22 protein-coding genes are annotated in these 24,817 nt (G+C 40.6%); 15 read left to right on the forward strand and 7 right to left on the reverse strand.

What is annotated here, in order from left to right:
- Nucleotides 1-297 precede the first annotated feature (297 nt).
- Both DESACI_RS07610 and trxB read left to right on the forward strand, forming a co-directional pair.
- On the forward strand, nucleotides 298-624 hold the full coding sequence (locus DESACI_RS07610) for a thioredoxin family protein (RefSeq protein WP_014826602.1): 327 nt from the start codon (nucleotides 298-300) through the stop codon (nucleotides 622-624).
- Nucleotides 625-663: 39 nt separating this feature from the next.
- Nucleotides 664-1,878 (forward strand): thioredoxin-disulfide reductase, encoded by a 1,215-nt coding sequence (gene trxB, locus DESACI_RS07615; RefSeq protein ID WP_014826603.1) that lies wholly within the window; start codon nucleotides 664-666, stop codon nucleotides 1,876-1,878.
- A gap of 128 nt (nucleotides 1,879-2,006) precedes the next feature.
- Here the strand turns inward: trxB and DESACI_RS23015 are convergent, their stop codons facing one another.
- Both DESACI_RS23015 and DESACI_RS07625 read right to left on the reverse strand, forming a co-directional pair.
- A complete protein-coding gene (locus DESACI_RS23015; protein WP_014826604.1) occupies nucleotides 2,007-2,924 on the reverse strand; it encodes a hypothetical protein in 918 nt (305 codons plus the stop codon).
- A 111-nt stretch (nucleotides 2,925-3,035) separates the two neighbouring features.
- The gene (locus DESACI_RS07625; protein WP_014826605.1) at nucleotides 3,036-4,289 is read right to left on the reverse strand and encodes an MFS transporter; all 1,254 of its coding nucleotides are present in this window, start codon (nucleotides 4,287-4,289) and stop codon (nucleotides 3,036-3,038) included.
- Nucleotides 4,290-4,586: 297 nt separating this feature from the next.
- On the opposite strand from DESACI_RS07625, the gene DESACI_RS23020 reads away from it, so the two are divergent.
- The 4 genes from DESACI_RS23020 to DESACI_RS07645 all read left to right on the forward strand — a co-directional run bounded on the left by DESACI_RS23020 (nucleotide 4,587) and on the right by DESACI_RS07645 (nucleotide 9,156).
- Nucleotides 4,587-6,698, forward strand: a complete 2,112-nt coding sequence (locus DESACI_RS23020; RefSeq protein ID WP_014826606.1) for a cell wall-binding repeat-containing protein — start codon at nucleotides 4,587-4,589, stop codon at nucleotides 6,696-6,698.
- Between the two features lie 331 nt (nucleotides 6,699-7,029).
- Nucleotides 7,030-7,665 (forward strand): DUF3786 domain-containing protein, encoded by a 636-nt coding sequence (locus DESACI_RS07635; RefSeq protein ID WP_014826607.1) that lies wholly within the window; start codon nucleotides 7,030-7,032, stop codon nucleotides 7,663-7,665.
- 238 nt (nucleotides 7,666-7,903) lie between these two features.
- Nucleotides 7,904-8,119 (forward strand): hypothetical protein, encoded by a 216-nt coding sequence (locus tag DESACI_RS07640; RefSeq protein ID WP_014826608.1) that lies wholly within the window; start codon nucleotides 7,904-7,906, stop codon nucleotides 8,117-8,119.
- Nucleotides 8,120-8,523: 404 nt separating this feature from the next.
- Nucleotides 8,524-9,156 (forward strand): corrinoid protein, encoded by a 633-nt coding sequence (locus tag DESACI_RS07645; RefSeq protein WP_014826609.1) that lies wholly within the window; start codon nucleotides 8,524-8,526, stop codon nucleotides 9,154-9,156.
- A gap of 326 nt (nucleotides 9,157-9,482) precedes the next feature.
- On the opposite strand, the gene DESACI_RS07650 is transcribed toward DESACI_RS07645, so the two are convergent.
- Both DESACI_RS07650 and DESACI_RS07655 read right to left on the reverse strand, forming a co-directional pair.
- A complete protein-coding gene (locus DESACI_RS07650) occupies nucleotides 9,483-9,908 on the reverse strand; it encodes a universal stress protein (RefSeq protein ID WP_014826611.1) in 426 nt (141 codons plus the stop codon).
- A gap of 317 nt (nucleotides 9,909-10,225) precedes the next feature.
- Nucleotides 10,226-10,987 carry an exodeoxyribonuclease III gene (locus DESACI_RS07655; RefSeq protein ID WP_014826612.1) on the reverse strand — a complete coding sequence of 254 codons (762 nt, stop codon included), beginning with the start codon at nucleotides 10,985-10,987 and terminating at the stop codon, nucleotides 10,226-10,228.
- 247 nt (nucleotides 10,988-11,234) lie between these two features.
- Between DESACI_RS07655 and DESACI_RS07660 the strand changes: the two genes are divergently transcribed.
- A complete protein-coding gene (locus DESACI_RS07660; RefSeq protein WP_014826613.1) occupies nucleotides 11,235-11,651 on the forward strand; it encodes a hypothetical protein in 417 nt (138 codons plus the stop codon).
- Nucleotides 11,652-11,676: 25 nt separating this feature from the next.
- Here DESACI_RS07660 and DESACI_RS07665 read toward each other — a convergent pair whose 3' ends face one another.
- A complete protein-coding gene (locus DESACI_RS07665) occupies nucleotides 11,677-12,918 on the reverse strand; it encodes an esterase/lipase family protein (protein ID WP_014826614.1) in 1,242 nt (413 codons plus the stop codon).
- A 242-nt stretch (nucleotides 12,919-13,160) separates the two neighbouring features.
- On the opposite strand from DESACI_RS07665, the gene DESACI_RS07670 reads away from it, so the two are divergent.
- The 8 genes from DESACI_RS07670 (at nucleotide 13,161) to DESACI_RS07705 (ending at nucleotide 22,263) form a co-directional block, all read left to right on the forward strand.
- On the forward strand, nucleotides 13,161-15,041 hold the full coding sequence (locus tag DESACI_RS07670) for a site-specific DNA-methyltransferase (RefSeq protein WP_014826615.1): 1,881 nt from the start codon (nucleotides 13,161-13,163) through the stop codon (nucleotides 15,039-15,041).
- A 12-nt stretch (nucleotides 15,042-15,053) separates the two neighbouring features.
- On the forward strand, nucleotides 15,054-17,426 hold the full coding sequence (locus DESACI_RS07675) for a DEAD/DEAH box helicase family protein (protein ID WP_014826616.1): 2,373 nt from the start codon (nucleotides 15,054-15,056) through the stop codon (nucleotides 17,424-17,426).
- 23 nt (nucleotides 17,427-17,449) lie between these two features.
- Entirely contained in the window at nucleotides 17,450-18,283 is an 834-nt protein-coding gene (locus DESACI_RS07680) for a carbon-nitrogen hydrolase family protein (RefSeq protein ID WP_041276361.1), read from the forward strand.
- Between the two features lie 684 nt (nucleotides 18,284-18,967).
- The gene (locus DESACI_RS07685; protein ID WP_202947872.1) at nucleotides 18,968-20,314 is read left to right on the forward strand and encodes an MFS transporter; all 1,347 of its coding nucleotides are present in this window, start codon (nucleotides 18,968-18,970) and stop codon (nucleotides 20,312-20,314) included.
- Between the two features lie 4 nt (nucleotides 20,315-20,318).
- Nucleotides 20,319-20,825, forward strand: coding sequence for a putative zinc-binding protein (locus DESACI_RS07690; RefSeq protein WP_014826619.1), 507 nt, complete (start codon nucleotides 20,319-20,321; stop codon nucleotides 20,823-20,825).
- Between the two features lie 377 nt (nucleotides 20,826-21,202).
- Nucleotides 21,203-21,598 carry an ArsR/SmtB family transcription factor gene (locus tag DESACI_RS07695; protein ID WP_014826620.1) on the forward strand — a complete coding sequence of 132 codons (396 nt, stop codon included), beginning with the start codon at nucleotides 21,203-21,205 and terminating at the stop codon, nucleotides 21,596-21,598.
- A 107-nt stretch (nucleotides 21,599-21,705) separates the two neighbouring features.
- The gene (locus DESACI_RS07700) at nucleotides 21,706-21,942 is read left to right on the forward strand and encodes a PH domain-containing protein (RefSeq protein WP_014826621.1); all 237 of its coding nucleotides are present in this window, start codon (nucleotides 21,706-21,708) and stop codon (nucleotides 21,940-21,942) included.
- A gap of 81 nt (nucleotides 21,943-22,023) precedes the next feature.
- Complete coding sequence (locus DESACI_RS07705; protein WP_158310159.1) at nucleotides 22,024-22,263, forward strand: putative zinc-binding protein; 240 nt, start codon at nucleotides 22,024-22,026, stop codon at nucleotides 22,261-22,263.
- A gap of 242 nt (nucleotides 22,264-22,505) precedes the next feature.
- Here DESACI_RS07705 and DESACI_RS07710 read toward each other — a convergent pair whose 3' ends face one another.
- Both DESACI_RS07710 and DESACI_RS07715 read right to left on the reverse strand, forming a co-directional pair.
- Complete coding sequence (locus DESACI_RS07710) at nucleotides 22,506-23,678, reverse strand: MFS transporter (RefSeq protein ID WP_014826623.1); 1,173 nt, start codon at nucleotides 23,676-23,678, stop codon at nucleotides 22,506-22,508.
- Nucleotides 23,679-23,761: 83 nt separating this feature from the next.
- Nucleotides 23,762-24,733, reverse strand: coding sequence for a permease (locus DESACI_RS07715; protein ID WP_014826624.1), 972 nt, complete (start codon nucleotides 24,731-24,733; stop codon nucleotides 23,762-23,764).
- Nucleotides 24,734-24,817 lie beyond the last annotated feature (84 nt).

Below are 24,817 nucleotides of genomic sequence, written 5' to 3' on the forward strand. Positions count from 1 at the left end.
TATCCTGAGCCTGTGGACAGTGCCAGCCTATGGAAAAGCCCTTATGGGTCTATCTTAAAAGAGCTTTCCCTCAGGCTTTGGACAAGTCGAATTTGAAGTGTGCTTTGGGGTTGACTTGTCCACACTGCCCACAGGCACGACGACTGCATGGGGTATGCGTTATTCTGCGCGCATCTTGTTGATGATGACCAACCAACTGAATTTCCAGTTTTCTTTGGTCATTTAAATACCCCACGTTCCATTAGTTTTTTGGACTCGTGGGGCAGGAACTAAATTAATTATACGAGGAGTGTTACTATGTCTTTACAACAATTGAACGCAAACAGTTTTGAAGAAATCATTTATGACAATTGTGAATCTTGCTTGGTCATTTTCTCCAGAAAAGATTGTCATGTCTGCAAAGAAGTTGTTCCCATGCTTGATGAGCTAAAACCTCAATATGAAGGCAAATTTGGTTTCTTTTATGTTGATGTTGAAGAGGACAAAAATCTATTTCAACGCTTCTCCCTAAAAGGTGTCCCGCAGATTCTCTTTTTCTCCAACGGCGAATATCAAGGAAAACTCGCCGGGAAGGTTGAGGAAGAAGATGTTGAGGATAAGATTGCCGAAGTTCTCAATGCTTAAAGAGTTTATTTCCGAGAGTAATGAAAAGGAGTAGACGTCATGGTTAATGCTTATGACTTGATTATTATAGGCGGCGGACCTGCTGGATTATCGGCTGCAATCTATGGTGGTCGGGCAAGACTTAAAACGTTAGTTATTAATAAAGGCGCTATCGGAGGTCTGGTTAATACAACCCGAGAAATCGTGAATTATCCCGGATACCCTCAGGTTAGCGGACCGGATCTTATGAAAGATTTTCATAAACATGCTCAAAGCTTTGGCGTTGAATTTGTAAGAGAAGAGGTTGTAAGTGTAGAGCTTTCCCAGGAAGAGAAAAAGGTTAGAACGAAAAAAGGAAAAGAATTTTCCGCTAAAGCAGTAATTATTGCCTGCGGCAGCGAGCCGCGGCTTTTAAATATTCCCGGGGAGAGAAGACTTCGGGGCAGCGGTGTTGCCTACTGCGCTACTTGTGATGCAGAGTTCTTTAACGGTGAAGACGTCGTTGTCGTTGGCAGCGGTGACCAGGCCATCGAAGAAGGTATGTATATCACAAAATTTGCTCGTAAGGTAACCGTCATCGTCTTGCATGACGAAGGAATTCTCGATTGTAACAAATTAAGTGCCGAAAGAGCTTTTGAGAACCCCAAAATGGAGTTTGTTTGGAACTCCACCATTGAGGAAGTTCTTGGGGAAGATAACGTTAAGGGTGTAAAAATTAAAAATCTGAAAACGGGGAGCTCCTCAGAATTAGCATGTCAAGGTGTCTTCTTCTTCGTAGGGATGGTTCCCTCAACTAAATATTTAACAGACAGTGGTATTGAGATAGACCAAAAAGGATATATCCCGGTCAATGATCTTATGGAGACTAATCTTGAGGGCGTTTATGCCGTAGGGGATAACCGTGTAAAATATTTAAGACAGGTAGTCTCGGCAGCGGGTGACGGGGCAACGGCTGCTGTTGCCGCTGAACGTTACCTCGAAGAAGTCAATGTATTTAATAGCAATGTCCTTCAGAGCCAGAAAAAAGTATTATTACTATTTGAAAATGCTTTAATTAATGAAAGCTTAGAGTTCGGCACCTTGCTGGAAGATGTTAATAGAGAATCATCTGAAATATACAAGATCGTCAAGGTTGATATGGCCACTAAGAAAAACCTTGCTAAAAAATATGATATAAAAATTGCCCCAGCAGTTGTAGTCTTAGATCAGGGAAAAGAGATCAAACGACTTGCTTGTGTCTTGGATAAGTCAAAATTGAAATCTGAATTATGCTAGTTTCTGGCATACCCAAAAAGCGCCTCAGAAAAATCTGGGGCGCTTAAAATTATTTATAGTACAAATTGCCGTCATTTAATTGCGAGGGCCGTACACAGAGAATCACACCGAAGGAAAAATAATTATCATCATTGTATTACAACATTTTGAGCTGTTCCAAACGTGTAACCCGAATATGTAGCCGTAATTGTGTAAGTTTGACCGGTACTCAGAGCCGCGCTGAATACATACGTTGTCCCATTGTCTGAGGTCGTAACACTAGAAATAGGGACTGAGTTCCCGGAACTGTTCAGAAGCGTGAAGTTATTGGAGGTCAGACCTTTCAGTGCGGGAGTTAAGGTTACCGTAAATCCGGTTGTTGATGGATTGCTGACCTTTAGTGATTCGCTGATTGTTTCCGTGGTCTGACTAGTAGAAGGATTTGAAGATGCGGAAGAGGAGTTTGATGAGCTAGAGGAATTAGAGGAACTAGAAGAATCAGAAGAAGTACCAGAAGAGCTGGAGGAGTTAGAAGAATTAGAAGAATTTGCAGCAGTGGTTGAAGATCGTGCCTTAATGGCAGCTATATTGGATATGATCGAATAAATTTCTTTGCTGACATTGTATTGATGAATAAGTCCATTATCAATTAAAAATAAGGTGACCGTTGAACTCCCTTTATTGCCATCGCTTTGGATTAAAGTTTGCAGAAAGGCATAATCTTGAGCATTAATGGAAAGCTGCTGAGAAACTCCATCAGAAACATATAATATCCAATATCCTGAGGCTAAAGCATTATTGTCATTACCGACGTTCATCGTGAGATTTCCGTTTTGTGAAATTTGAGCAGAATCATTAGATAGACCGGTATCATTAGTTCCGTTAGAAGAACTTGGAAGATTTACATTATTTAAATTTGCAGCAGAAAGGGTCGGATTCGTAATATTTTCGAAATATCCGTGAAATAAGAAGTAGCCAATAATAACAACGATTACTATGCCTACCGCTAATGTTCCTATATCCTGTTTGAAGTCGCCCCGTGGTTGACGCCACCTTTGGTAAGACATAAGTCTTCTCCTTTCAAAAACACAATGAATACAAGTCTCATAACATCAATGTATTTTTGACGGCACATAGATTAGTACATATTTTATAAATTTTTCTTCCAAGACATCAGATTACCCCACCGCCGATTGCTTTTTCTTCATGACTTGAGTTCTGATTATAATTGCTGCTAAGATAATTCCGGTTGCGATGCCACACATTAAAAAACCAACAGACGGGCCATATTTCTCTGTGAATCCTCCGGCGAATAAATTGCCGATGGGTGTTGTCCCGCCAAGAGCAAGTGAATAGACACTCATGACGCGTCCTCGGTATTCGTCGGTAGAATTTAACTGTAAGGTTGAGTTGACCGTATTCATAAAAATAATATTGAAAAGGCCAAGGGCTGCGACAAGAAGCATGGCGGGATAGGATGAACGGATAAAGAATATGCTTACCATTATGGCGGATAAAAGAAGCGAAGAGATGAACATTACCCGCCGGCTGGGATTCCTTCGTGCCTTAGTGGCAACCAGCATTGCTCCAATTAAGGAACCAAAACCCATAGCGGAGAGGAGAAATCCATAGCCATTAACACCTTCATGCAGAACTTGATCGGCAAACACAGGGAAAAGAACATTTGTATTCATAATAAATGTTCCGACAGCTAATACGGCAAGAACTGCATAGGCTAAAACCGGCATTTTATAGATATATCTTAGTCCGGCAACCACGCTTTTAAGCATATTCTTTTCTGCTTTTTTGCTTTGTCTAATAGGTTGCGCCTGAATGAGAGACAAGCCAATAATCACTGGGATAAAGCTTAGAGCATTGAGTAAAAAACAAATACCGGCCCCAACACCTGACATGAGTAAAGCTGCTAATGTAGGTCCAATAATGCGGGCTAAGTTGACGATCGTGGAATTAAGTGCTATGGCATTGGTCAAATCCTCCCTGCCAACCAGCTCCACCATAAATGCTTGACGAGTAGGCATATCTAAGGTATTAACCAATCCTAGGGCAGCCGCCAGGACTAAAACCTGCCAGTATTGAACATGCTCGGACAAAACCAGGCCAGCGAGGATAAAGGCTTGGACCATAAGCGCGGACTGGGTAAAAATTAGTATGGCTTTCTTAGGGAATTTGTCGGCTAATACTCCGGCAAAAAGCGAAAAGACAAGCATCGGTCCAAATTGGGCTACACCTAATAGTCCGAGTAAAAATGCCGACTTAGTGATTGTATATACCAACCATTGCTGAGCAGTTGTCTGCATCCAGGTTCCCATGAGCGAAATGCATTGTCCAGACCAGAAATATCGAAAGTTTTTATGGCTGAAGGCAGGGAATGTGCGGGTTAGTTTGTTGGTAAGAGTGGCTGTGTTGCTCATTATATTTCCTCAATTTCAGTTCATTCATTTTAGGGTCTTGCAAAAAGTTTAAAACAGGTACTATTAGATAAAGTACTATTGGCAATAGTATTTTATAACTTTACTTTAATAGAATCAATATCATTAGATTTGATATATGTAATATACACGGATCCAATATGAGAATTCATTATCAACTAGGTCAATTAAGTCAATATTTTTCCCTCCCCCCTAAAAAACATAAGCTCAAACGTATTCCTATTTTGAGAAGAATTATTTATTAAATTCTTCAATATGTGATTTTTTGGGGGGAACATTATGAAAAAAAAGGCTAAATTAACAACTGCGGCCGTGACAAGTACTTTGCTCATCTTCACCATGGTTGGAAGTGTCCAAGCTAAGCCAAATTACCACCGCTTCTTCGGGCATGATCGCTTTCAAACGTCAACGGCTATAGCTCAGCAGGAATCTCAAGGAAAACAAATGCAAAATGTAATCCTTGCCTCGGCCTATAGTTTTCCCGATGCATTATCGGCCAGTACCCTAGCTACAAAGCTAAATGCATCAATTATCCTTGTCGGTTCCGATATTAATGACTCACAAACCAGTCTGGATTATATCCAAAGTCATTTAGAAGCCGGAGGAAACGTCACGATTATTGGCGGAACCGGAATAATTAATAAACGAGTTGAACAATGGCTACATAAAGCCGGTTATCATGTGTCACGAATGGGCGGCCTAGATCGTTATATAACGAACTCAATTATTGTCAACAACCTAAACGTAAGTACCGGAACACCGGTTATCATTGCCAGCGGCGATGAATTTCCCGATGCGCTGGGAGTAGCTTCTCTTGCCGCCAGTAAAGGTTGGCCGATTCTCTTAAGCGGTCCCAATCAACTGCCTGAAAGCGTTAAAGATTTTGTCACCAAAGACCAGCCCACGAGCATTTATATCATTGGCGGCAAAGCTGTAATCAATGATACACTGACAACAACGCTGCAAAGTCTGGTTCCCAGTGCCCAGATACAACGATATGGCGGTGTGGATCGTTTTGAAACCTTATCGCAAATCTTAACGAAGTTTTATCCTAACCCAACCCAGATTTATCTGGCAAATGGTTATGATTATGCCGATGCACTTTCCGGAAGCACATTGGCAGCCCAAAACAATGCCCCGATTTTGCTGATTGACCCAAGATCAAAGCAGTTACCTCCATCGATTAGGGATTATCTTATCACCATCCGAAATACCGGCAGCAATCCCCAAGTTAATGTTCTGGGGGGATCAGTAGGTGTTCCTGACTGGGTTATTGATCAGGTAAATGAGATTTTTGGAAATTCTGCAACTTCTCCGGGAGCTGTGCCTCTGACAGTGAGCAATCCGTCGACAACGGGAGTTACCGTATCATTAAGTCCGGCTATTAACGGCTTAACTGCCAGTAACTTTACGCTTCTTAATAGTTCGGGAACTTCTATCGCAGTGACAGGTGCAACAACTTCAAACGGAGGAGCAACCTATTCAATAAGTGCCGCTTTAACTGCAGGTCAAACTTACACATTAACAGCTAATTACGGAGGCAATGCCCTTGGTACCGCTCAGAGTTTCACTGTGCCGTCCTTCAATCAAACGATCGTAGTAACCAGCCCTTCAACCACTGGATTTACAGTGGGACTAAGTTCAGCGCTTAATGGTTTAAGCACAAGTAACTTTACCTTACAAACCAGTGCGGGTTATAACGTTCCTATCACAGGTGTGACCATGGCGAATGGGGGATTGACTTATACAATTAATGCAGCATTGAGCGCAGGACAAACGTATACCTTAACGGCAAACTATGCAGGTTATTCTCTAGGAACTGCTCCGAGTTTCACTGTACCATCCATCTACAGCCAAACTTTCACCATAAGTACCCCCTCAACCATTGGAGTTACTGTGGGACTGAGTTCAGCTCTCAACGGTTTAACTACGAGTAACTTTATCTTGCTAAACAGCGCAGGCTATTCTGTTCCTGTCACAAGTGTAACAACCTTGAACGGTGGAGCGACTTATTCAATAAATGCTGCCTTAACTGCGGGTCAAACTTACACGTTAACGGTTAATTATGGCGGCAGTGTCCTTGGTACTGCTCAACGTTTCACGGTTCCATACAGCATAACCAGCGAGACGATCACCGTGAGTAACCTATCAACCACAGGATTTAAAGTAGGATTGAGTTCAGCACTCAATGGTTTATCAACAAGTAACTTTACTCTGTTAAATAGTTTGGGAAATCAGATTACAATAAACAGTGTATCGACCTCAGACGGAGGATCGACTTATACAATTAGTGCTGCTTTGAATGCGGGCCAAACTTATACTTTAATGGTAAATTATGCGGGCAATAATCTTGCGCCTGCTCAAAGCTTCGTTATCCTAGCTGCCAATTAAAGGGTTAAATGTTTTCTTTTTAATAAGCTGTTAATCAGACCATTACAATTAAATTAGGTCACTATGCTTCCTTATGACAGTAATCAGAGAGAACTGAGACCCAAAAGGCCGCAGTTCTCTCTTTTTCGAGCATAAGTAAACTACCTTGCCCGTTTTGCCAGAGACTGAAGGCTAATTCGCTCGAAGACAGTGTCTTCGAACGCCAACCATATTTTTTAAGACTATGGAAAGAAATTAGATTGGGATGAATGTTGGCAAGAAGAGCAGTGAATTTATATTGTTCGCAAATACGGCAATGGTATATGATAGTAATAAAAAAATATAAGGGCAAATGGGGTGCGAGAGAATGGAGGATAAATCCAGTTATCATATTGTATATGATAAATTATGGCAGGATATTAAGAAACGCGATCCTCTTGAGATAACAAAAGTACGCGCCGTATCATACGATAATGATTCCCGTCAGTTCGGCGTGATTTTCTTTGACGAAGCGTATATCTTGGATTGTGATCAGAAAACCATTTGCCGGAAAGCAGACGGACATGTTCCAGATGCGATGGCCAAGATCATTATCCTTAATTATTTAGCTTCTGCCCAGCCATTGCCGGAAACAGCTTCAAGATGGGTAAGTATTAAAGAAATACCGGGTGGAATGATTTTTTATTCGGCTTTCTATAAAACGGCTATCTCAGTATTGATCGAAGCCTTCGGATATCATTCCGGACTGCTCATGACAGTTTCACGCCCCTTGGGTGGAAAAATAGGTCCTTTCGGAGATAAGTCCATAGTTTTCAGGGCATTTCCTGAAATGCCTTTGTGTATTATACTTTGGGAAGGAGACGAGGAAGTTCAGGCCAATGCCACGATACTCTATGATCCTTCCATTGTACATATGCTGGAGAGCGCAATCATTATCGATCTTGGTGTATACCTTGCGGGCCGGCTTAAAAAAATGGCCGTTTTCTGATATATTGAGCGCTTACAATTTGCTCCATTTCTATATAGGGTTTCAAGACTGGGAATGAAGTTTTTAGTTAAAAATTGCGTCTTGATTACTTAAATTAAGAGCTATGATTAAGCGAATTAGAATAATTATCTAAGGGGAAGAAAAGGCATGCTGAGAAGATTTAATATAAATTAATCTTGAAAAAAAGGGCATAAAGTAGAATAATAAAAAGAAGAAGGCTATAGATGAGGTGATCAAAATGTACATGGTTTTTCCGGCTGATGAAAAACTCAAAAAAAGGCTTGATACTGTATGCAGATCACTGAATATATCTCTTGAAGAATGGTTCGAGTCTGCCTTAAAAGCTTCGGAATTTGATGTGTTAATTAATTTATTAACCAGTCCAAAAGATCAAGTCTCTTGGATGTGGGACGAGAAAATTGGTCGGTTCGTTCGCCGTTCGGATGTAGAATAATCAAAGTGTGAAGATAGAGTCTTAGGTTACTTATCAAGCCTTCTTAGGAGCGAATCAATACATTATAACTCCCGTTATATTAAATTATAGCGGGAGTTATCTCATTCTTAGGAGAAAGATAAAGGTTGGATTAAAAATTGCCATTTATTAATCAACAATCTATTGATGGGCCAATTAAGTTACAAAAGCAGCTGTTTCAAATTCAAAAAAGCTTTGCTATTGGATTGCTTTCGTCTTAGGGGCTTTGGCAGCCTTTGCACCACTTTCAATTGATATGTATCTGCCATCACTGCCTGCGCTAACGACAGATTTACATGTCGGCGGGTGAATTATTTTAGTAGATTAGCTAGGGAATTTACGCTAAAATACTTATTTAATAGCAATAATCGATAGGAGGGCTAAAAATGTCAAAAATCGAAGAAGTAAAAGCCAAAGTGGAAGCAGGAAAAGCTAAGCTCATTCCGGGCTTGGTGCAGGAAGCACTAGATGAGGGGAATTCTGCCCAAAGCATTCTTCAAGCCATGGTAGAATCCATGGGTATAGTCGGTGATAAATTTTCTGCCGGAGAACTTTTCGTGCCTGAGATGTTAATGGCAGCCAAAGCCATGTCCAAAGGTGTTGAGATACTAAAACCGCATTTTGCCGGACAGAGTACCTCGTCTTATGGCACTTGTGTTATTGGAACTGTTGCGGGAGATCTTCATGACATTGGCAAAAACCTCGTTTCAATGATGATCGAAAGTGCCGGATTTGATATAGTCAACCTGGGAGTTGATGTTTCCCCGGCTAAATTTCTTGAGGCTGTCAAAGAAAATAAGAACGTAACCTTAGTAGCCTGTTCGGGACTTCTAACAACAACCATGCCAGCCATGAAGGAAACCGTTCAAACTCTTAAATCCAGCGGTCTGACAGGTTTTAAAGTGATTGTCGGCGGCGCGCCTGTAACAGCGGAATTAGCAGCATCAATAGGAGCGGATGGCTTTGCTCCTGATGCAGGAAGTGCTGCCGTTAAAGCAGTAGAATTAGTAAAAGGTTAAACGAGTACAGAAAAATAAGAGGAGGAGTAGATTATGTTATCCAAGAGACAAAATTTGCTTGAAACGATTAAGGGCGGAAACTGGAGTTCATTCCCGGGTGTTTACGATACAACGAATGAAGTTATTGATAGAATGACCGAGGAAATGTTCTAACCTATAACAAAAAATCGGCCCAAGAGGACGTTTTTGATAACGCCTTTTGGGCCGTTTCTTATACTGTCTTACCTCCATGCCGCTTAGCGGCATCACTAAGGAATGGAAAATAAATTTTCCGGGGCAGAAAGTGGAACCTTAGATAGTATAATTGAAAAAATTCTATAGCCTATTTATTTTGCTATGAGTACCGAACATTTTGCACCGTGAAGAACCTTTTGACTAACACTGCCTAAGATGGATCCCACCACCAGCCCGTAGCCATGACTTCCCATAACGACTAAGTCAATATTTTCATCCTCAACTTCTTGGATAATAATTTGCCCGGGATTTCCATGTATCTTTTTCTTCTTAAAAGTAACGTCACCAATGTCTATTCCTTCCAGGGCAGCCTTCAAGACAAGTTCTCCATTTCGTTCGATTTGTTCGAAGGGAGCAATATAACTGTCGGCTATGCCAAGGCTGCTTACAACAGGTTCATACATCACATGGAGTAGTTCAATTTCCGCGTTGAATTTTCGAGCTAGTTCCAAGGCAGTTATTAAGGCCTTTCGCGAATAATTCGAAGCATCTGTCGGTACCAAGATTTTTTTATACATTTTAACCCCTCCCTAAACGTTTACCCCTAAACTAATATCAACAAATGAAGATTACCATTGTTTTCACAAAATGTATATAGAATAATAATATGATATCAATCAATATATATTATTCCAATACCGTAAATAACCCACAAAGAAAGAGGCTCTGTTAGGTAAGACTCCCACTTCAAGTGGGTATGGTTCCCATACTATGCTTCGGTGGGGGTAGAGTCCGTCCTTCAGCGCGATAGTATTTGTTATTGGCTAGACGCTTTCAGCGAAACTGCCCACAGGACACTTTTGTCACCGAAGTCCCGATGTCCCGATGTTCAGTTTTAGCTGAACGAGTTCACTTCTATCCCTACCGGACAGTGATCCGAGCCCAAGACCGAAGTGTAGATTTCTGCCGACTGCAAGCTGTCTTTTAACCGTTCGGACATACAAAAATAATCAATTCGCCATCCCGCATTTCGCACTCGGGCATTAAAACGATAAGACCACCAAGAGTAGGAGTCCTTTTGTTCGGGATATAGATAACGGAAAGTATCAATAAAACCTGATTCCAAAAGCTCAGAAAATTTCAGACGTTCTTCATCGGTAAAGCCTGCATTTCGACGATTAGCCTGAGGATTTTTGAGGTCGATTTCCTGGTGAGCCACGTTAAGGTCTCCGCAAAAAATCACCGGTTTATGGCTGTTAAGTGTTTGTACATAACGGCGGAAATCTTCCTCCCAAGTTAAACGGTATTCAAGCCTGGCCAGTTCCGCTTGAGAGTTGGGTGCATAAAGATTAATTAAATAAAACTCATCATACTCCAGGGTAATCATTCTTCCCTCTTTGTCATGCAGAGGAATTCCCATGCCGAAGGAGCAAGTTAGCGGTTGTTTTTTGGTAAAAACGGCTGTCCCGGAATATCCCTTTCTTTCCGCATAATTAAAATACTGAGTATATCCCTCTAAAGAAAGTTCAATTTGCCCGGCGGAGAGTTTAGATTCCTGGATACAAAAAATATCTGCCTCTACCGTATTAAAAAAGTCCAAAAAACCTTTCGTTAGGCAAGAGCGAAAGCCGTTAACGTTCCATGATATTAATTTCACAATCTATTCTCCTCATAGGTTACTTTTTTAACATTATATCATAAACTATTAATTCAACGCGGACAGAAATAATTCACAAGCGAAGAAGGAAATATCATGAATATTGTGGAAATAACTTAAGGTGCAAACACCTAAAATTTGGAAACGGATGAGGTGTGCCCTCTTGGAGCATAGAGATGTAATACGGTGTTCATCATGCGGAGGTAAGTGCCGCCGGCTCTATATAAAAATAAGTGAAGGAGGGCAGTTGCCAGACTATATTCATTATGGCAATGATAATATTTTAGATCAAACTCAGAACTTTGAGTATTATTTCAGACATAGCATCTGGTACATACAAAAAGATAAATTTGGCGTAAAACCTCTCTTTGATGTACTTGAGGCGTATACTGCTTGGATCGATTCCTACATCTATGATGATTCTTCTGTCAGAAAACTGAAAGCCTTGAGATTTCTTAGAGGTATGGATAAACGAGGCCTTAATATAGGTTATTGCGCCTATTGGACTAAGGAAAGAGGCTGTATTATTGAATGGGAAAAACGACCTGTCAATTGTAAAGAACATAGGTGCCGGGAATGGTTAGAAGAAGAGGAGGCAAAGCACACCAATTCAAAAACAATTTGCCTTGGTGTGCTCAATAATCAGCTTGAGGTCTGCAATTAAATAAGGTTGGATCTAACGAAAGGAATTATTTTAGAGAACCTAAAGTATTAGCAATCTCGGAATAAAAGTCATTGATATTGGTAAATCCCAAAGAATCGCTTGTATCAATGCCGATCATATCTGCATGATCCCAACCGGATTTTTCCCCCATGTAATTCCATTTGCCGATTTGCGAAGTTCCATTATAGTTTACGATAATGTCAGAAGAGCCTAGAGTGGGGCCAGCCATAGAGTTTGTGTTAACGACCCCGTCATTTTTCCACCATCTGCTGTCTATCACCACATGTCCAGGATCGTTTCGAGTGTAGGAGCCCATAAAAATCGCATAGGGCTGAAAGAGCGGCAGCATCGTTACATCAGGTAACTGATATCCGGTAAGCAATTCTTCCCATGTGGCATCATTAGCCCAAGAAAAGTAATAGACATCGGGCTGTGCCTTGACCCAAGAATTCAGTTCCTTCGCACCGTCCGGACATAGGTCCCAAGCACTGATGTCATGGGTATTGCACCAGATCTGACTGTTCCATACTCTGTTGGAGTAACTTGAAAAGGATTCGCCTGATTCACGTTTTACCCCCCATTGATCTAATTTAAAATCATAGAGAGGTTCATTGGCTATCCCTGCTGCCGCGGCGGCGAAGGCTATAAGCTGCTGGGCATAGGGGACAAGGTTCGTAACCCCAATTGCCAGGGAAGTACCATTGTTGGGTGTTGCTATGGTGGTTACACTTTTAACCCAATGGCTGTCTCCTGCAAATAGGGGGGAAAGAACTGTACCGGGATGAGAATTAGCGTATGCTTGCTCTTCAGAACTTCCTTGTTCCAGTAATTGAGTAAGCAAACGACTGGTTTGGCCACCCATGCTGTGCCCGACTAGGTGAACCTTGTTTGTATTGCTCCATTGAGGATAATACCCGGAACCAAAATCAGCCCCGAATCGGGCATGACCATATTTAGCTGCATGAGCGGCGCCATAATCCACCACGCCGCCTTTCAGCATGGCATATAATTCGCAGGCCCTATCCCAGTTACTGGAAAATGGCCCGACACCGGCCGTAAACGTTTGATAGCCACTCTTAGTTAAGTTTGCTTGGATATCGCTGACACCGCCGAAATACTTAAATCCTAGAAGTTCACTGCGATCCCATCCTCCAAAGCCTACGACCAGTACAATAGGATAAGCATTTTGTCTTTCTGAAGCAAATGCGGGAGTGGCAAGAGTAAGTAACAAGATAACCAGGGTGAGAAAAGATACCAGGCGTTTCATGTCATTCCCTCCTACTATAATTTAGAATATTATGAATAATTAATAAATTATACTTTTCTAATTCATCTTCTATGCCTATTTGTCCTAAGGAACTAAAGTTTGGCCTAATCTTTTATCCTTTTACTTTCTAGAAGAAAGACTATATATATTTGGCCAATATGAGTCATCAGAGCTTAAGAGCGAAATACAATTAGTTAAAACTGAACATGCTATCCAACAAGACTAGATGGGGGTTGCAAGGTTTGGAAAAGCTAAATTTGGAGAGCTCAGATATAATACAGAAAAATATCGAAATTATAGGTTCGCTGTTCCCTAATGTCATCACTGAAAGACGGGATAAAGCTGGAAATATCACGAAGGGAATAAATTTCAAATTACTGAAGCAAGAACTTTCTGGGGATGTCATTGATGGAGAAGAATGTTATGAATTCACCTGGGTTGGTAAAAAAGCGGCCATAGTGGAGGCCAATAAGCCTATTCGGAAGACCCTCCGGCCATGTTTTGAGGAAAGCAAGAGCTGGAAAACAACGGGGAACTTATACATTGAAGGCGATAATCTTGAAGTCTTAAAGCTGATGCAGGCAGGCTACTTGAATAGCATTCAAGTTATTTATATCGATCCTCCCTACAATACGGGAAAGGATTTTATTTACAAAGATAGCTTTAAGATGGATAGAAATAAATATGAAGAACAAATGGGCCTGTATGATGAAAAAGGCTGCAGATTATTTCAGAATACTGTAACCAATGGAAGATTTCATAGCGATTGGTGCAGTATGATCTACCCGCGCCTGCGCCTGGCACACCGACTGTTAAAAGAAGACGGTGTCATGTTCATCAGCATTAGTGATCTTGAAGTTGATAACCTAAAAAAGATTGGCAATGAGGTTTTTGGAGAAGAAAACTTTTTGGCAGATATCATTTGGCAATCTACGAAATCTGTGACGAATACGGCCATCATTTCTGTTTCGCATACCCATAATCTGGTTTACTTTAAATCCATGGACTATTATGTTAAACACCGGGAAAAGTTTCGATTGGCAGTAGAGGGGGAAGGCTTCGCCAATCCTGACAATGATCCTCGCGGTAAGTGGAAAGCAGATCCTTTTCAAGTGGGTGGCTGGAGACCTAACCAACAATATGAGATTGTAAATCCCAAGACCGGTGTTGTTTACAAACCCAATGCTAATTGCAGCTGGAAAAATGACTATCATAAATTTCAGGAATTACTCAAAGATCAGAGAATTGTTTTTGGTAAAACCGGCGAAGGAGCTCCCCAGCGCAAGAGATTTATTTGGGAAGCGGAAGAGAGAGGGAAAGTCGCGAAAACTATCTGGAATGATATAGAGACGACAACAAACGGAACACAGTTAATCAAAAAGATCTTTGCCGGGTTAAGTATCTTTGATAATCCAAAACCTGTTGAATTAATAAAACGCTTCCTGAAATTAGCGACAAATCCCCAGGAAAATTGTATGATACTTGACTTTTTTTCCGGTTCAGCAACAACGGCTCAGGCAGTCATGGAGTTAAATGCTGAAGATCAAGGTAACCGCAAATTTATAATGGTGCAGTTGCAGGAACCCTGTAATAAAGAGAGTGAAGCATTTAAAGTTGGATATAAGAATATCTGTGAAATTGGCAAAGAACGAATACACCGGGCTGGAGAAATGATAGTAAGTGAGTACAATGACAAAGAAACTATTAATACCCTGGATATAGGTTTTAGAGTCTTCAAGCTAGACAGCACGAATATGAAAGACGTCTACTATGCAGCCAGTGACTATCATCAAGCAATGCTCGAGGGATTAGAATCGAATATTAAAGATGACCGAACGGATCTGGATCTTCTTTACAGCATCATTCTTGATTGGGGCTTGCCCTTAACCCTGAATCATAACGTTGAAACGATCGCCGGAAAGGCAGTCCATATGGTTGAAAAGGATTTGCTTGCAGCTTGTTTCGCAGACAAAATTTCCGAAACGGTTATTCGCGAAATCGCCCAGCGGAAACCACGGTTGGCTGTTTTTAGAGACAGCAGTTTTACCGGCAGCGCGGATAAAATCAATCTTGAAGCAATCTTCAAATTTTTGGCGCCGAATACGTCAGTTAAAGTTATTTAGGAGGGGTATTTTTTGAAGCTTAAATTTAAGCAGCAAAAATTCCAAGCTGATGCGGCGGATGCAGTTTGTGATATTTTTTCCGGTCAGCCAAATATTGCTTTTGCCTATAGATCTGATAAAGAAATGATGGCTGCTTATGAACAGGCAACAATCATCGCTAACTCTGGCTTTGAGGGATATTGCAACCAGAGGGTTTTGCTTTCAGATGAAGTGATAAAGGCTAATCTTCATAAAATACAAAGGAAAAACCAGATTAAACTATCGCCCAAAATAGAAGGCAGATATAACTTAACCGTTGAAATGGAAACCGGGGTAGGAAAAACTTACACGTATATCAAGACAATGTTTGAACTCCATAAGCGTTACGGTTGGAGCAAGTTTATTATTGTTGTCCCTTCTGTGGCTATTCGGGAAGGTGTCTATAAAACCTTTGAGATGACCAAAGATCATTTCGCAGAAGAGTACGGTACAAAAATTCATTACTTCATCTACGATTCCAAGGGCTTAAGCAAAATCGCTCGGTTTGCCTCGGATTGCGGAATCCATGTCATGATTATTAACTCGCATGCCTTTAATTCTCGGGGGAAGGACGTCAGACGTATTCATATTAAACAAGATAGTTTTTGTTCCCGCAGGCCCATTGACGTTATTGCCGCAACTAATCCGATCCTCATTATCGATGAACCTCAATCAGTTGAGGGACCTGCAACGAAAGAGAGGCTTAAAGAATTCAGGCCCTTATTGATCTTGCGTTATTCGGCAACGCATAAAACAGACTCCCTTTATAATTTAGTCTACAGGCTTGATGCTCTGGAGGCCTATCATAAGCGGCTGGTCAAAAAAATAGCGGTTAAGGGGATTTCAGTCACAGGGACAACAGCTTCTGAAAGCTATATATTTCTTGAGAAAATTAACCTGTTTGGTGATCGCTCTCCGACAGCCATCCTAGAGTTTGAAATAAAGACCCGCAGAGGTGTAAAAAAGGCATCCCGAGTGATTGGAGAAGGCTACAATCTATATGTCCATTCGGGAGGGTTGGAAGAGTATAGGGGATATATAGTTTCGAAAATTAATGGTCTGAGAAAGACCGTAGAATTTTCGAACGGTGTAATGATTGCGGTTGGCGAGGTTATGGGTTCAGTAAATGAAGAACACCTCCGCCGGATTCAGATAAGAGAAACGATCCAATCACATTTTGAGCGGGAGTCTCAATTGTTTAATAAAGGTATTAAAGTTTTGTCACTATTTTTCATTGATGAGGTGGCGAACTATAAGAAATATGATGAGAATGGGAGAGCAATCCATGGAGAATATGCCGAGATTTTTGAAGAAGAGTACCAAGCTGTATTAAAGAAAAGTCAACAGGTCTTCTATGAACAGGACTATTTAACTTATTTAATGAGAATAACGGCTGAGGAGACTCATGCGGGTTATTTTTCCGTGGATAAAAAAAATAATCGCATAATCGAGAGCAAAACCAGGGATAAGAATGAGTTTATCTCTGATGATGAGGATGCTTATCATTTGATTATGAAAGACAAAGAAAGGCTCTTAGATCTCAACGAGCCGGTACGTTTTATTTTTTCTCACTCAGCTCTTCGAGAAGGATGGGATAACCCCAATGTCTTCCAGATATGTACCCTCAAACAGAGCAGTTCAGACATTAGAAAACGCCAGGAGGTTGGACGAGGACTCCGTTTATGTGTCAATCAAAAGGGCGAAAGAATGGACATTCATGAGTTAGGCGAAGATGTCCATGAAGTTAATGTCTTAACGGTCATTGCTAATGAGAGCTATGACAGCTTTGTTCAGGATCTTCAGGCAGAGATTAGGGAGACCGCGGCAGACCTGCCAGCTTACCCCCCTCAAGTCATGGTGCCCGAGGATGCGCGCAGCCGCTATCCCGGCTTAACACATCCAACACTTCATAAGCAAATAATTGAAATGAAGACGTTTGAAACTCTAAAGAGTAACCTAGAGGTCAAGTCTGCCTATTTGGTTGATTTTCCTGACGATGAATTTGTTGGCAAGTTAATCCGGAGTTTAGATAAGTCTCTAAAAGTGCCTCAAATCTGCTTTCAAATCGAACACGCTGAAATAGATTATCTCGAATCTAAAGAAACTCTGCAAAGTGGAGAGGTCTTAAGAAAGACAGCGGGCGGAACAGGTAAGATCGACTTGGCGATTAATAAAAAAGTCAGGTATGATTTGATAGGAAAAATCGTTGAGTCAACAGGTCTGACGAGAAATGCCGTAAGCCTTATTTTACAGGGCATTAAAAAGGAAACCTTCGATCAGTTCCAGACGAACCCTGAGGAATTTATCATTGAAGCATCTGCTCTAATTAACCGGCAAAAAGCTAAGATGATGATTGAACATAGGTAAGAAGGAGTGGGTCCCCAATGTCAATGGCGAAACTAAAAGTGGCACAACTGCAGACGAAAGTGTATGCAGAAAAAAAGCAAACTATCGAAATGCTGTCTTCATACCTGGAAACACTGAGTCCCGAAAATGTCGATCTCATTACCCTGCCCGAAATGTTTGCCTGTCCGTATCAAACCTCCAACTTTCCCATTTATGCTGAACGGGAGGGCGATGGGTTGTGGCAGACTTGTTCAGAACTCGCAAAGCAGCACCGGGTATATTTGTCTGCCGGTTCTATGCCCGAAGTGGACGAGGCGGGTAAAGTTTTCAATACTGCCTACGTCTTTGATCGTGAGGGAAAGCAAATTGCTAAGCATCGGAAAGCCCATCTCTTTGATATTAACATTCAAGACGGACAGCATTTTAAGGAGTCAGATACACTTGCTTCCGGCAATCACGTGACAGTATTTGATACTGAGTTTTGTAAAATGGGTATCTGCATTTGCTATGATTTCCGATTTCCTGAGATAGCCAGGCTGATGGTCACAAAAGGAGCTAAGATCATCCTCGTACCAGCTGCTTTCAATATGACCACCGGTCCTGCTCATTGGGAGCTCATGTTCCGTTCAAGGGCGGTGGATAATCAAGCGTATACCTTGGGTACAGCACCCGCCCGAGATTCGTCATCAGAATATATTTCCTGGGGACACAGCATTGCAGTGGGCCCCTGGGGCAATGTGATCGGAGAATTGGAGGAGGGAGAGGGGTATATGATCCATGAACTGGATTTAGATGTCGTGGATCAAGTTCGAGCCCAGCTGCCCCTTTTGCACCATCGGAGAACAGATATGTATGTGTTGGAGGAAGTTAGGAAATAAGTTGGGTAATATGTTGACTATTGAAATGAATCGTTAATCGATTGTTACTTTATTGTTTTTTACGTCAATTCGCTTCTGTGAGATTAAATTCGGTCGCGGCGGGCCAGCTCCGTGTGCCCATCGCAGCAAGTTTCTCGATTTGCAACGGTGTTTGGACTATTAATTAGTTCAAATTGATGCTTGTAGGAGCTATTCAGTGATTCTACAGAAAAGTTTAAGCGCAATTCTCCGTAAGTGGTAATAAAATAATTTTTACTGTGAACAAAGGAATTGTATTTTAGCTACAAAAAGCTTAAGCAAATATTGACACCCCCTGAATAAGGGGGTATATTTTATATATACACATTTATATATTTGAATATGTTGTTGGAAGGTGGTGTTAACATGTAAATTATCACAGAGTCTTTAAGGCTTTATCTCACCTTTGCATCATTTACATTCCTGGATGATGACGAAAAAATGAGATGTTTCGAGGCGCACGTCGATATGGAAGATATGTTTCTGTCGGATATTGAAAAGATTTCAATAAAATTGAGCATTTTCTTAAGGAGCATCATGGTATAAGCCATGCTCCAGGCGGAAGTTGATAAATGCTGTAATAAGAATATTTTTATGAGATAGAAAGATGGTGGCTTTATGAGTATACAAACTAAAACAAAGTCTAAATTTATTTTGTATACCATTATGATCGGTGCTTTTATGTCTATGTTTGACAGTGGTGTTGTTAATGTAGGATTGCCTGTCATGGCCAAGCAGTTCGGGGTAACTATGAATTCAGTGCAATGGGTTACTTCAATTTATCTTCTTATCATGTCTGCACTATTACCCATATTAGGGACGATAGCTGATCATTTTGGTAGAAGAAAGATTTATAATCTGGGTTTTTTTGTAATTTCTATATTTACGTTGTTTTGTGGGTTTTCAATGAATCTGCCAATGCTGATAATCATGAGGTCTTTGCAAGCTGTAGGTGGAGCAATGGTTATGGCTAACGGTATGGCTATTGTTACTGAAAATTATCCCCCAACCGAACGAGGCAAGAACATTGGAGTTTTAGCCATGACAATGGCTATTGGCAGTATTGCAGGGCCTCCGTTGGGAGGACTAGCTATCGGGTTGTGGGGATGGCAGACGGTATTCTTTCTTACCTTTGTTGTATCAATTTCGGGTTTTGCAGCATCTTACTTTTCGATACCACGGGATAAAAAGACCGAGAATAAGCATTTTGAATTTGACGCTTTAGGCTCAGTATTACTAGTAATTGCAATTATTACATTCATATACGGCTTTTCAAATCTTAATACCATGGGATTGAGAAATCCGTTGATCTATGGAAGCGTTTTGGCATTTTTGATTACTAGCATATCCTTCATATTATATGAAAGAAAAGTATCGTATCCAGTGATAGATTTGAACTTATTTAACAATTGGATCTTTACATCCTCAGTCATATCATCGTTAATCTCATTCATAACTATGTATTCTCCAACGGTACTGATACCTTTTTACTATCAAAGAGTTTTGGGGTTCAGTACTGAAAAATCCGGCCTGTATATGATGGCTTTTCCCATCGCTATGGCTGTCATATCACCCTTTAGTGGAGCGCTTTCTGATAAAATCGGAGCAACAATTTTGACAGCGTCAGGGCTTTTAATAAATGGTGTTGCTTTGATTTTATTGGCGAATTCCACGTTGCACACGCCGGTATACTTGATCCTTGTATATTTAGCTTTGATGGGCCTCTCTCTGGGACTGTTCCAATCACCAAACAATAGCTGTATTATGGGGAACGTACCCAAAACCAAACTTGGAGCAGCTAATGGCATTACACAGCTTGTAAAAAATCTTGGAATGGTTATAGGTATAGCGTTTTCGGTTTCTTTATTTTCAGTTTTTTTCGGTAAAACGGCGAATAATTATGGCGCTAATTTTTTAGAAAGCACCCAGAAGGTTTATTATATAGCGGCAGTACTGAGCTTTATAGGTGCTCTTATTTCAGGCATTAGAAACAAAAATCAAAAGGAGGAATAAAGAAATGGACGAAAACAATAATTTGGTAAGCACGGAAACAACCGAGGAGCAAAATACAAATGGGGTAAAAAAGGAAAAAGAAAATTGGTATCTTCCCTACATGGATAAGAAGACAAAGGGTATTGAAGTCGAGGAAAGAAAAAGTCCGGTTGCTGTATTCTACTGCGCAGGTGCCTCTAATGTAGGCCAATCCACGATGCTTTCTTCAGTGAAGGCTGCAAATGAGGTTGGCTACGATAAGGCAGCTCTTCTCTGTCTAGCAAGTATTTCCGCCGGTCTCGCCAATATTACCAACGGCGCTAAAAATGCTAAAGGAATTGTTGCCGTCGATGGATGCCCAATGAGTTGTGCTAAGAAAACTCTTGAGAAGGCTGGTTTTACCCCGGAGGAACATCTAATCGTTTCTAAGGACTTAGGTATTTCAAAGAACTTTGACCTAAATTCATCAACGGACTTAGGAAAAATTAAAGATGCTGTAGTAGAAAAGATTAATAATATATATAATAAATAATCCTTAATGACACATTTTTACCAGAGAGAATTATTTCAAGTGAGTTCTTAAACCTAAACTAATGGTTATCTTAATGTGCATCATCGTTTTGTCAAATATGCTTACTAGGTATTTCTTGAATTTAATCATGTAGGACTTCGGGGTTTTGCTGGATAAAACGCAAAACCCATTTTAATATAGATCAAGGATTGGTTCGTCTCAGCCCTTCGCACTTCACATCAGAGCTGGAAATAGTAAAAGCAATGGAAGCAGTACGTAAAATAATAATAAGTTTATAGATGATTAACGTCAAAAGCCACCCGAAAAATCTATAGAATAAGTTGTAAACAAAAACTCAAAATACTATAATTATGATATCGATAAACTTAAATATATTAATGAAAATAGAGGGTGTTTTTATTACAATTCAACTAGAAAAGATTGCTGAGTTTTATAAGGCTTTAGGTGATGAAACTAGGTTAATGATCGTTGATATGCTTTCTGAACAGGAAATGTGCGTCTGTGAAATCATAGAGCGACTTGGTCTTTCCCAACCTGCCGTGTCTCATCATTTAAAGATTCTTAAACACGCTGGGATTTTACGCGATACAAAGGAAGGTAAATGGATTTATTATTCTCTTAATATGGGTGTCTTTAGTTTAGTATTTCCGGGAGAAGAAGGAAGTTTGTTAGCAAGTTATGCCCAATCTCTCGAATCTAAACTCAATCAATCTATGCCATCACGAATCAGGAAGGACCCGGATTTATGTGAGCGATTAACTAAAAAGAAGTAAAAAGTATTACGATAAAAACGGGCAGCCGATGTAGTATGATTTGATTGGCCTTTCCATTCATAGTGGAGAGGCTTTAATACAAATTCAGCCAAAGAAGGTGCTTGAACATGAAGACATGTCGAAATTGCGGATTAGGTATTGAGGTAGATAATGATCAGATGATCTGCTTTAAGTACAAAACGACGAGTAATTCTGAACATGAAAAATCAGACTGTCTCTATTTTATCCAAAAAATTATTGAAGATGGCGAGCCTTTGCCACCTATACAACATCTTTTGTTAGTTGAGCAAGAGATAAAAAAGGGTAAAATGAACATTAGTATTAATGATGGTTTTCGGTTATAAGTATGCAGTGCCTTGAGCAATGAAAGGATAACTATTATGAATATTGGAATATTCCCTTGTCAAGGACGTTGTAACGTTAGTATGATGACAAAAACGGTAGCTGCATTTTTCGAGGATGATAAGATAGTACGCGTATTACCTCATTTGAATTTACCCCTTAATAATGAAACAGTTTCTAACGAGAAGTTTATTGCCCTGAATGGCTGCCCTGCAAAATGTGCTTCCAAGGAATTTGAAATTGCTAGAATTAAACCACATGAAGAGGTTGTCATGACTAAGGATTTTGATCCAAAAATAATGAAAACTATGAAGAGTTATTAAATACGGATGATGAGGTATTCTTAGTGTGAATAATGAACGAACTAATTTATTACAAAAAAATGACCTTGCTTTCGAGGAAATTACACCTTGAAGCAAGGTCATAAATGTTTCAGAGAGGCTTAATGAAAACGGTAACAGTAAATTCGACAAAGCCGTGAACTACATTGAGTATTAATATGGGTTAGGTAAACATTCACGATTCTTTTTCAGCATAGAATTATAGATTTGAAGATTTATATAGGCTATTTGGAAGTTTTGATTCCAACGACATGTCCACGAATGAAAACAAAACTTAAGCAAAGAGTAATAACTAAGGCAACCCCATAGATAATAAACAGCTGCAATAGTCCAAAAGTTGCTATGAGTCTGCTTCCAATGGCCGTCCCAACACCACCGCCTCCCATAAAGCAGAAGGCAACTAGTGACATGGCCGCTCCTCGTGCTTTTTGGGCAAATTCTGTGGCCCTGGTCAATAATGTTGAGTGCGTAAAGATAAAGCCAAGCCCTAACAGAGCGACTCCTAAAATAAGCAGGATTAGATTTGTACCCAAAGAATAGAGAATAAAGTCGGCCAGGGCAGCAAATAGCAATCCAAAAGTTAATACTGTTCTAGCCCCGACTTTTTGTGAGAGTTTACCACTTAAACGTCCTCCTATAACCGTCATAATTCCAAAACCTGTCATGATGAGACCGATATAAAAGAAATTAAAGTGATAAGTTTGTGCTATATAGGAGCCAATGTAGGAAAAACTGCCAACGATAAAAATCCCTTCGAGCAAGACTATAAAATACGTGAGGAGACTTTCGGAAGTCGCCAAAAGTTTTTTGTAGGGTGCTAGTAGTTTACTGTTAGGATTTTTATCAGAGGGCAGACTTTTGTAGTTTTTAAGAAGTAAAATTGTTGGGATTAGAGAAAAAACAGAATAGGCCGCAAAAACCCCTCGCCAGTTCAGAAAAAAGGCAATGGTTCCGCCAATGGCCATACTCAATCCTTGGCCGAGAAAAGAGATGCCCATAAAACTGCCAATGGCACCTTGTCGCTCTTGAAGAGGAAAGACATCACCAATTAAAGCCAAGGAAATTGGCATGACTGAAGCAGCAAACAATCCTGTCAAAGCCCTGAAAAGGGCTAGGCTCGTCAAGCTGCTGCCGAAAGCACAGAGACCTGTCGCAATAGTAAATGCAATCATGGAAAATGTAATCACTTGTTTTTTGCCATAGCGATCGGCAAGCGGTCCAAAGATAACCTGAAAAATACCAAAAGGAATCATGTAAGCACTTATTAATAAGCCGGCTTTAGCAATATCGATGTTCAAGTTTTGAGAAATCGCAGGTAATAAGGGAGAAACGACCCAATTATCAGCCATAACAATAAATCCGGCCAGGCCAAGTAACGCGATAAGATTCTTCTTCACGTCCACACACCTCGTTTCACTTATTTTGGGGGGGAAGAATAAACTTAGACTCAAAACAACTGATGAGTTTAAGAGTAAATGGCTTATGAAATGATGAAGTTAAACATATAACCCGTAAAAATGATTCCACAACCGACGATCGTTACAAAAATTGCAAGCAGTTTTGGCTTTAAAACCTTACGCAGTAAGATCATTTCAGGAATGCTCAAGGCGGTGACCGCCATCATGAAAGCGAGCGCGGTGCCCATAGCGACACCTGCTCTGGTAAGCTCACTGACCAGAGGAATGACACCTGCAGCGTTCGAATATAACGGGATACCGAAGAGAACTGCGACCACCACAGCAAAAGGATTATTTTTCCCGGCGTATTTGGCCAGCGCATCCTTAGGAATCCATCCGTGCATAAATCCACCAATCGCAATACCTATCACGACATAAATCCATATTTTCTTAATGAGGTCCAAGGTGAAAACCCAGGCATCGCGAAGTCGTTCGCTTAACGTGGGAATCGGTATTTCGAGCCCATCATCATTAAGCTTAATTTCATAGACATAGCCCTCGACATATTTTTCTAATCCGAGCTTGCCTAAGATGAGACCGCTTATAAGAGCGATGATTTCGCCGGACACAATATAGATGAGAGCAATTTTAAGCCCGAAGAGGCTGTATAGGAGTCCCAGAGCGACTTCATTAACCATTGGGGCAGCTACTAAATATGAAAATGTTACTCCTAAGGGAATACCGGCTTCAACAAAGCCTATAAACAAGGGCACCGCTGAGCAGGAACAAAAGGGAGTGACGATGCCAAGCAGTGCTGCGAGGACGTGAGCAAGAAAGGTATGCCCTTTTTTAGCAGCAAGAATTTTTCGGGTTTTTTCCGGTGGAAAGAAACTGCGAATAAAGGTAATTGCATAGATGATTAAGAAAAGCAGAATGAAGATCTTGATAGTATCGTAGACAAAAAAGTCAAGCGCACTTCCAAGTTTTGAATCTTTGGCAATATTAAATACGGAGTAAATAAGCCAGTCGGCTAAATTTTGAGTCCAAGTAAACATATAATCACTTCCTGTATTACTATTTAAACTGGTTATGTGCTTGGGAAAGAGGGTACAATATAGCCTATAAAACGATAAGAGAGA

Source organism: Desulfosporosinus acidiphilus SJ4 (assembly GCF_000255115.2).
Taxonomy (GTDB): Bacteria; Bacillota; Desulfitobacteriia; order Desulfitobacteriales; family Desulfitobacteriaceae; genus Desulfosporosinus; species Desulfosporosinus acidiphilus.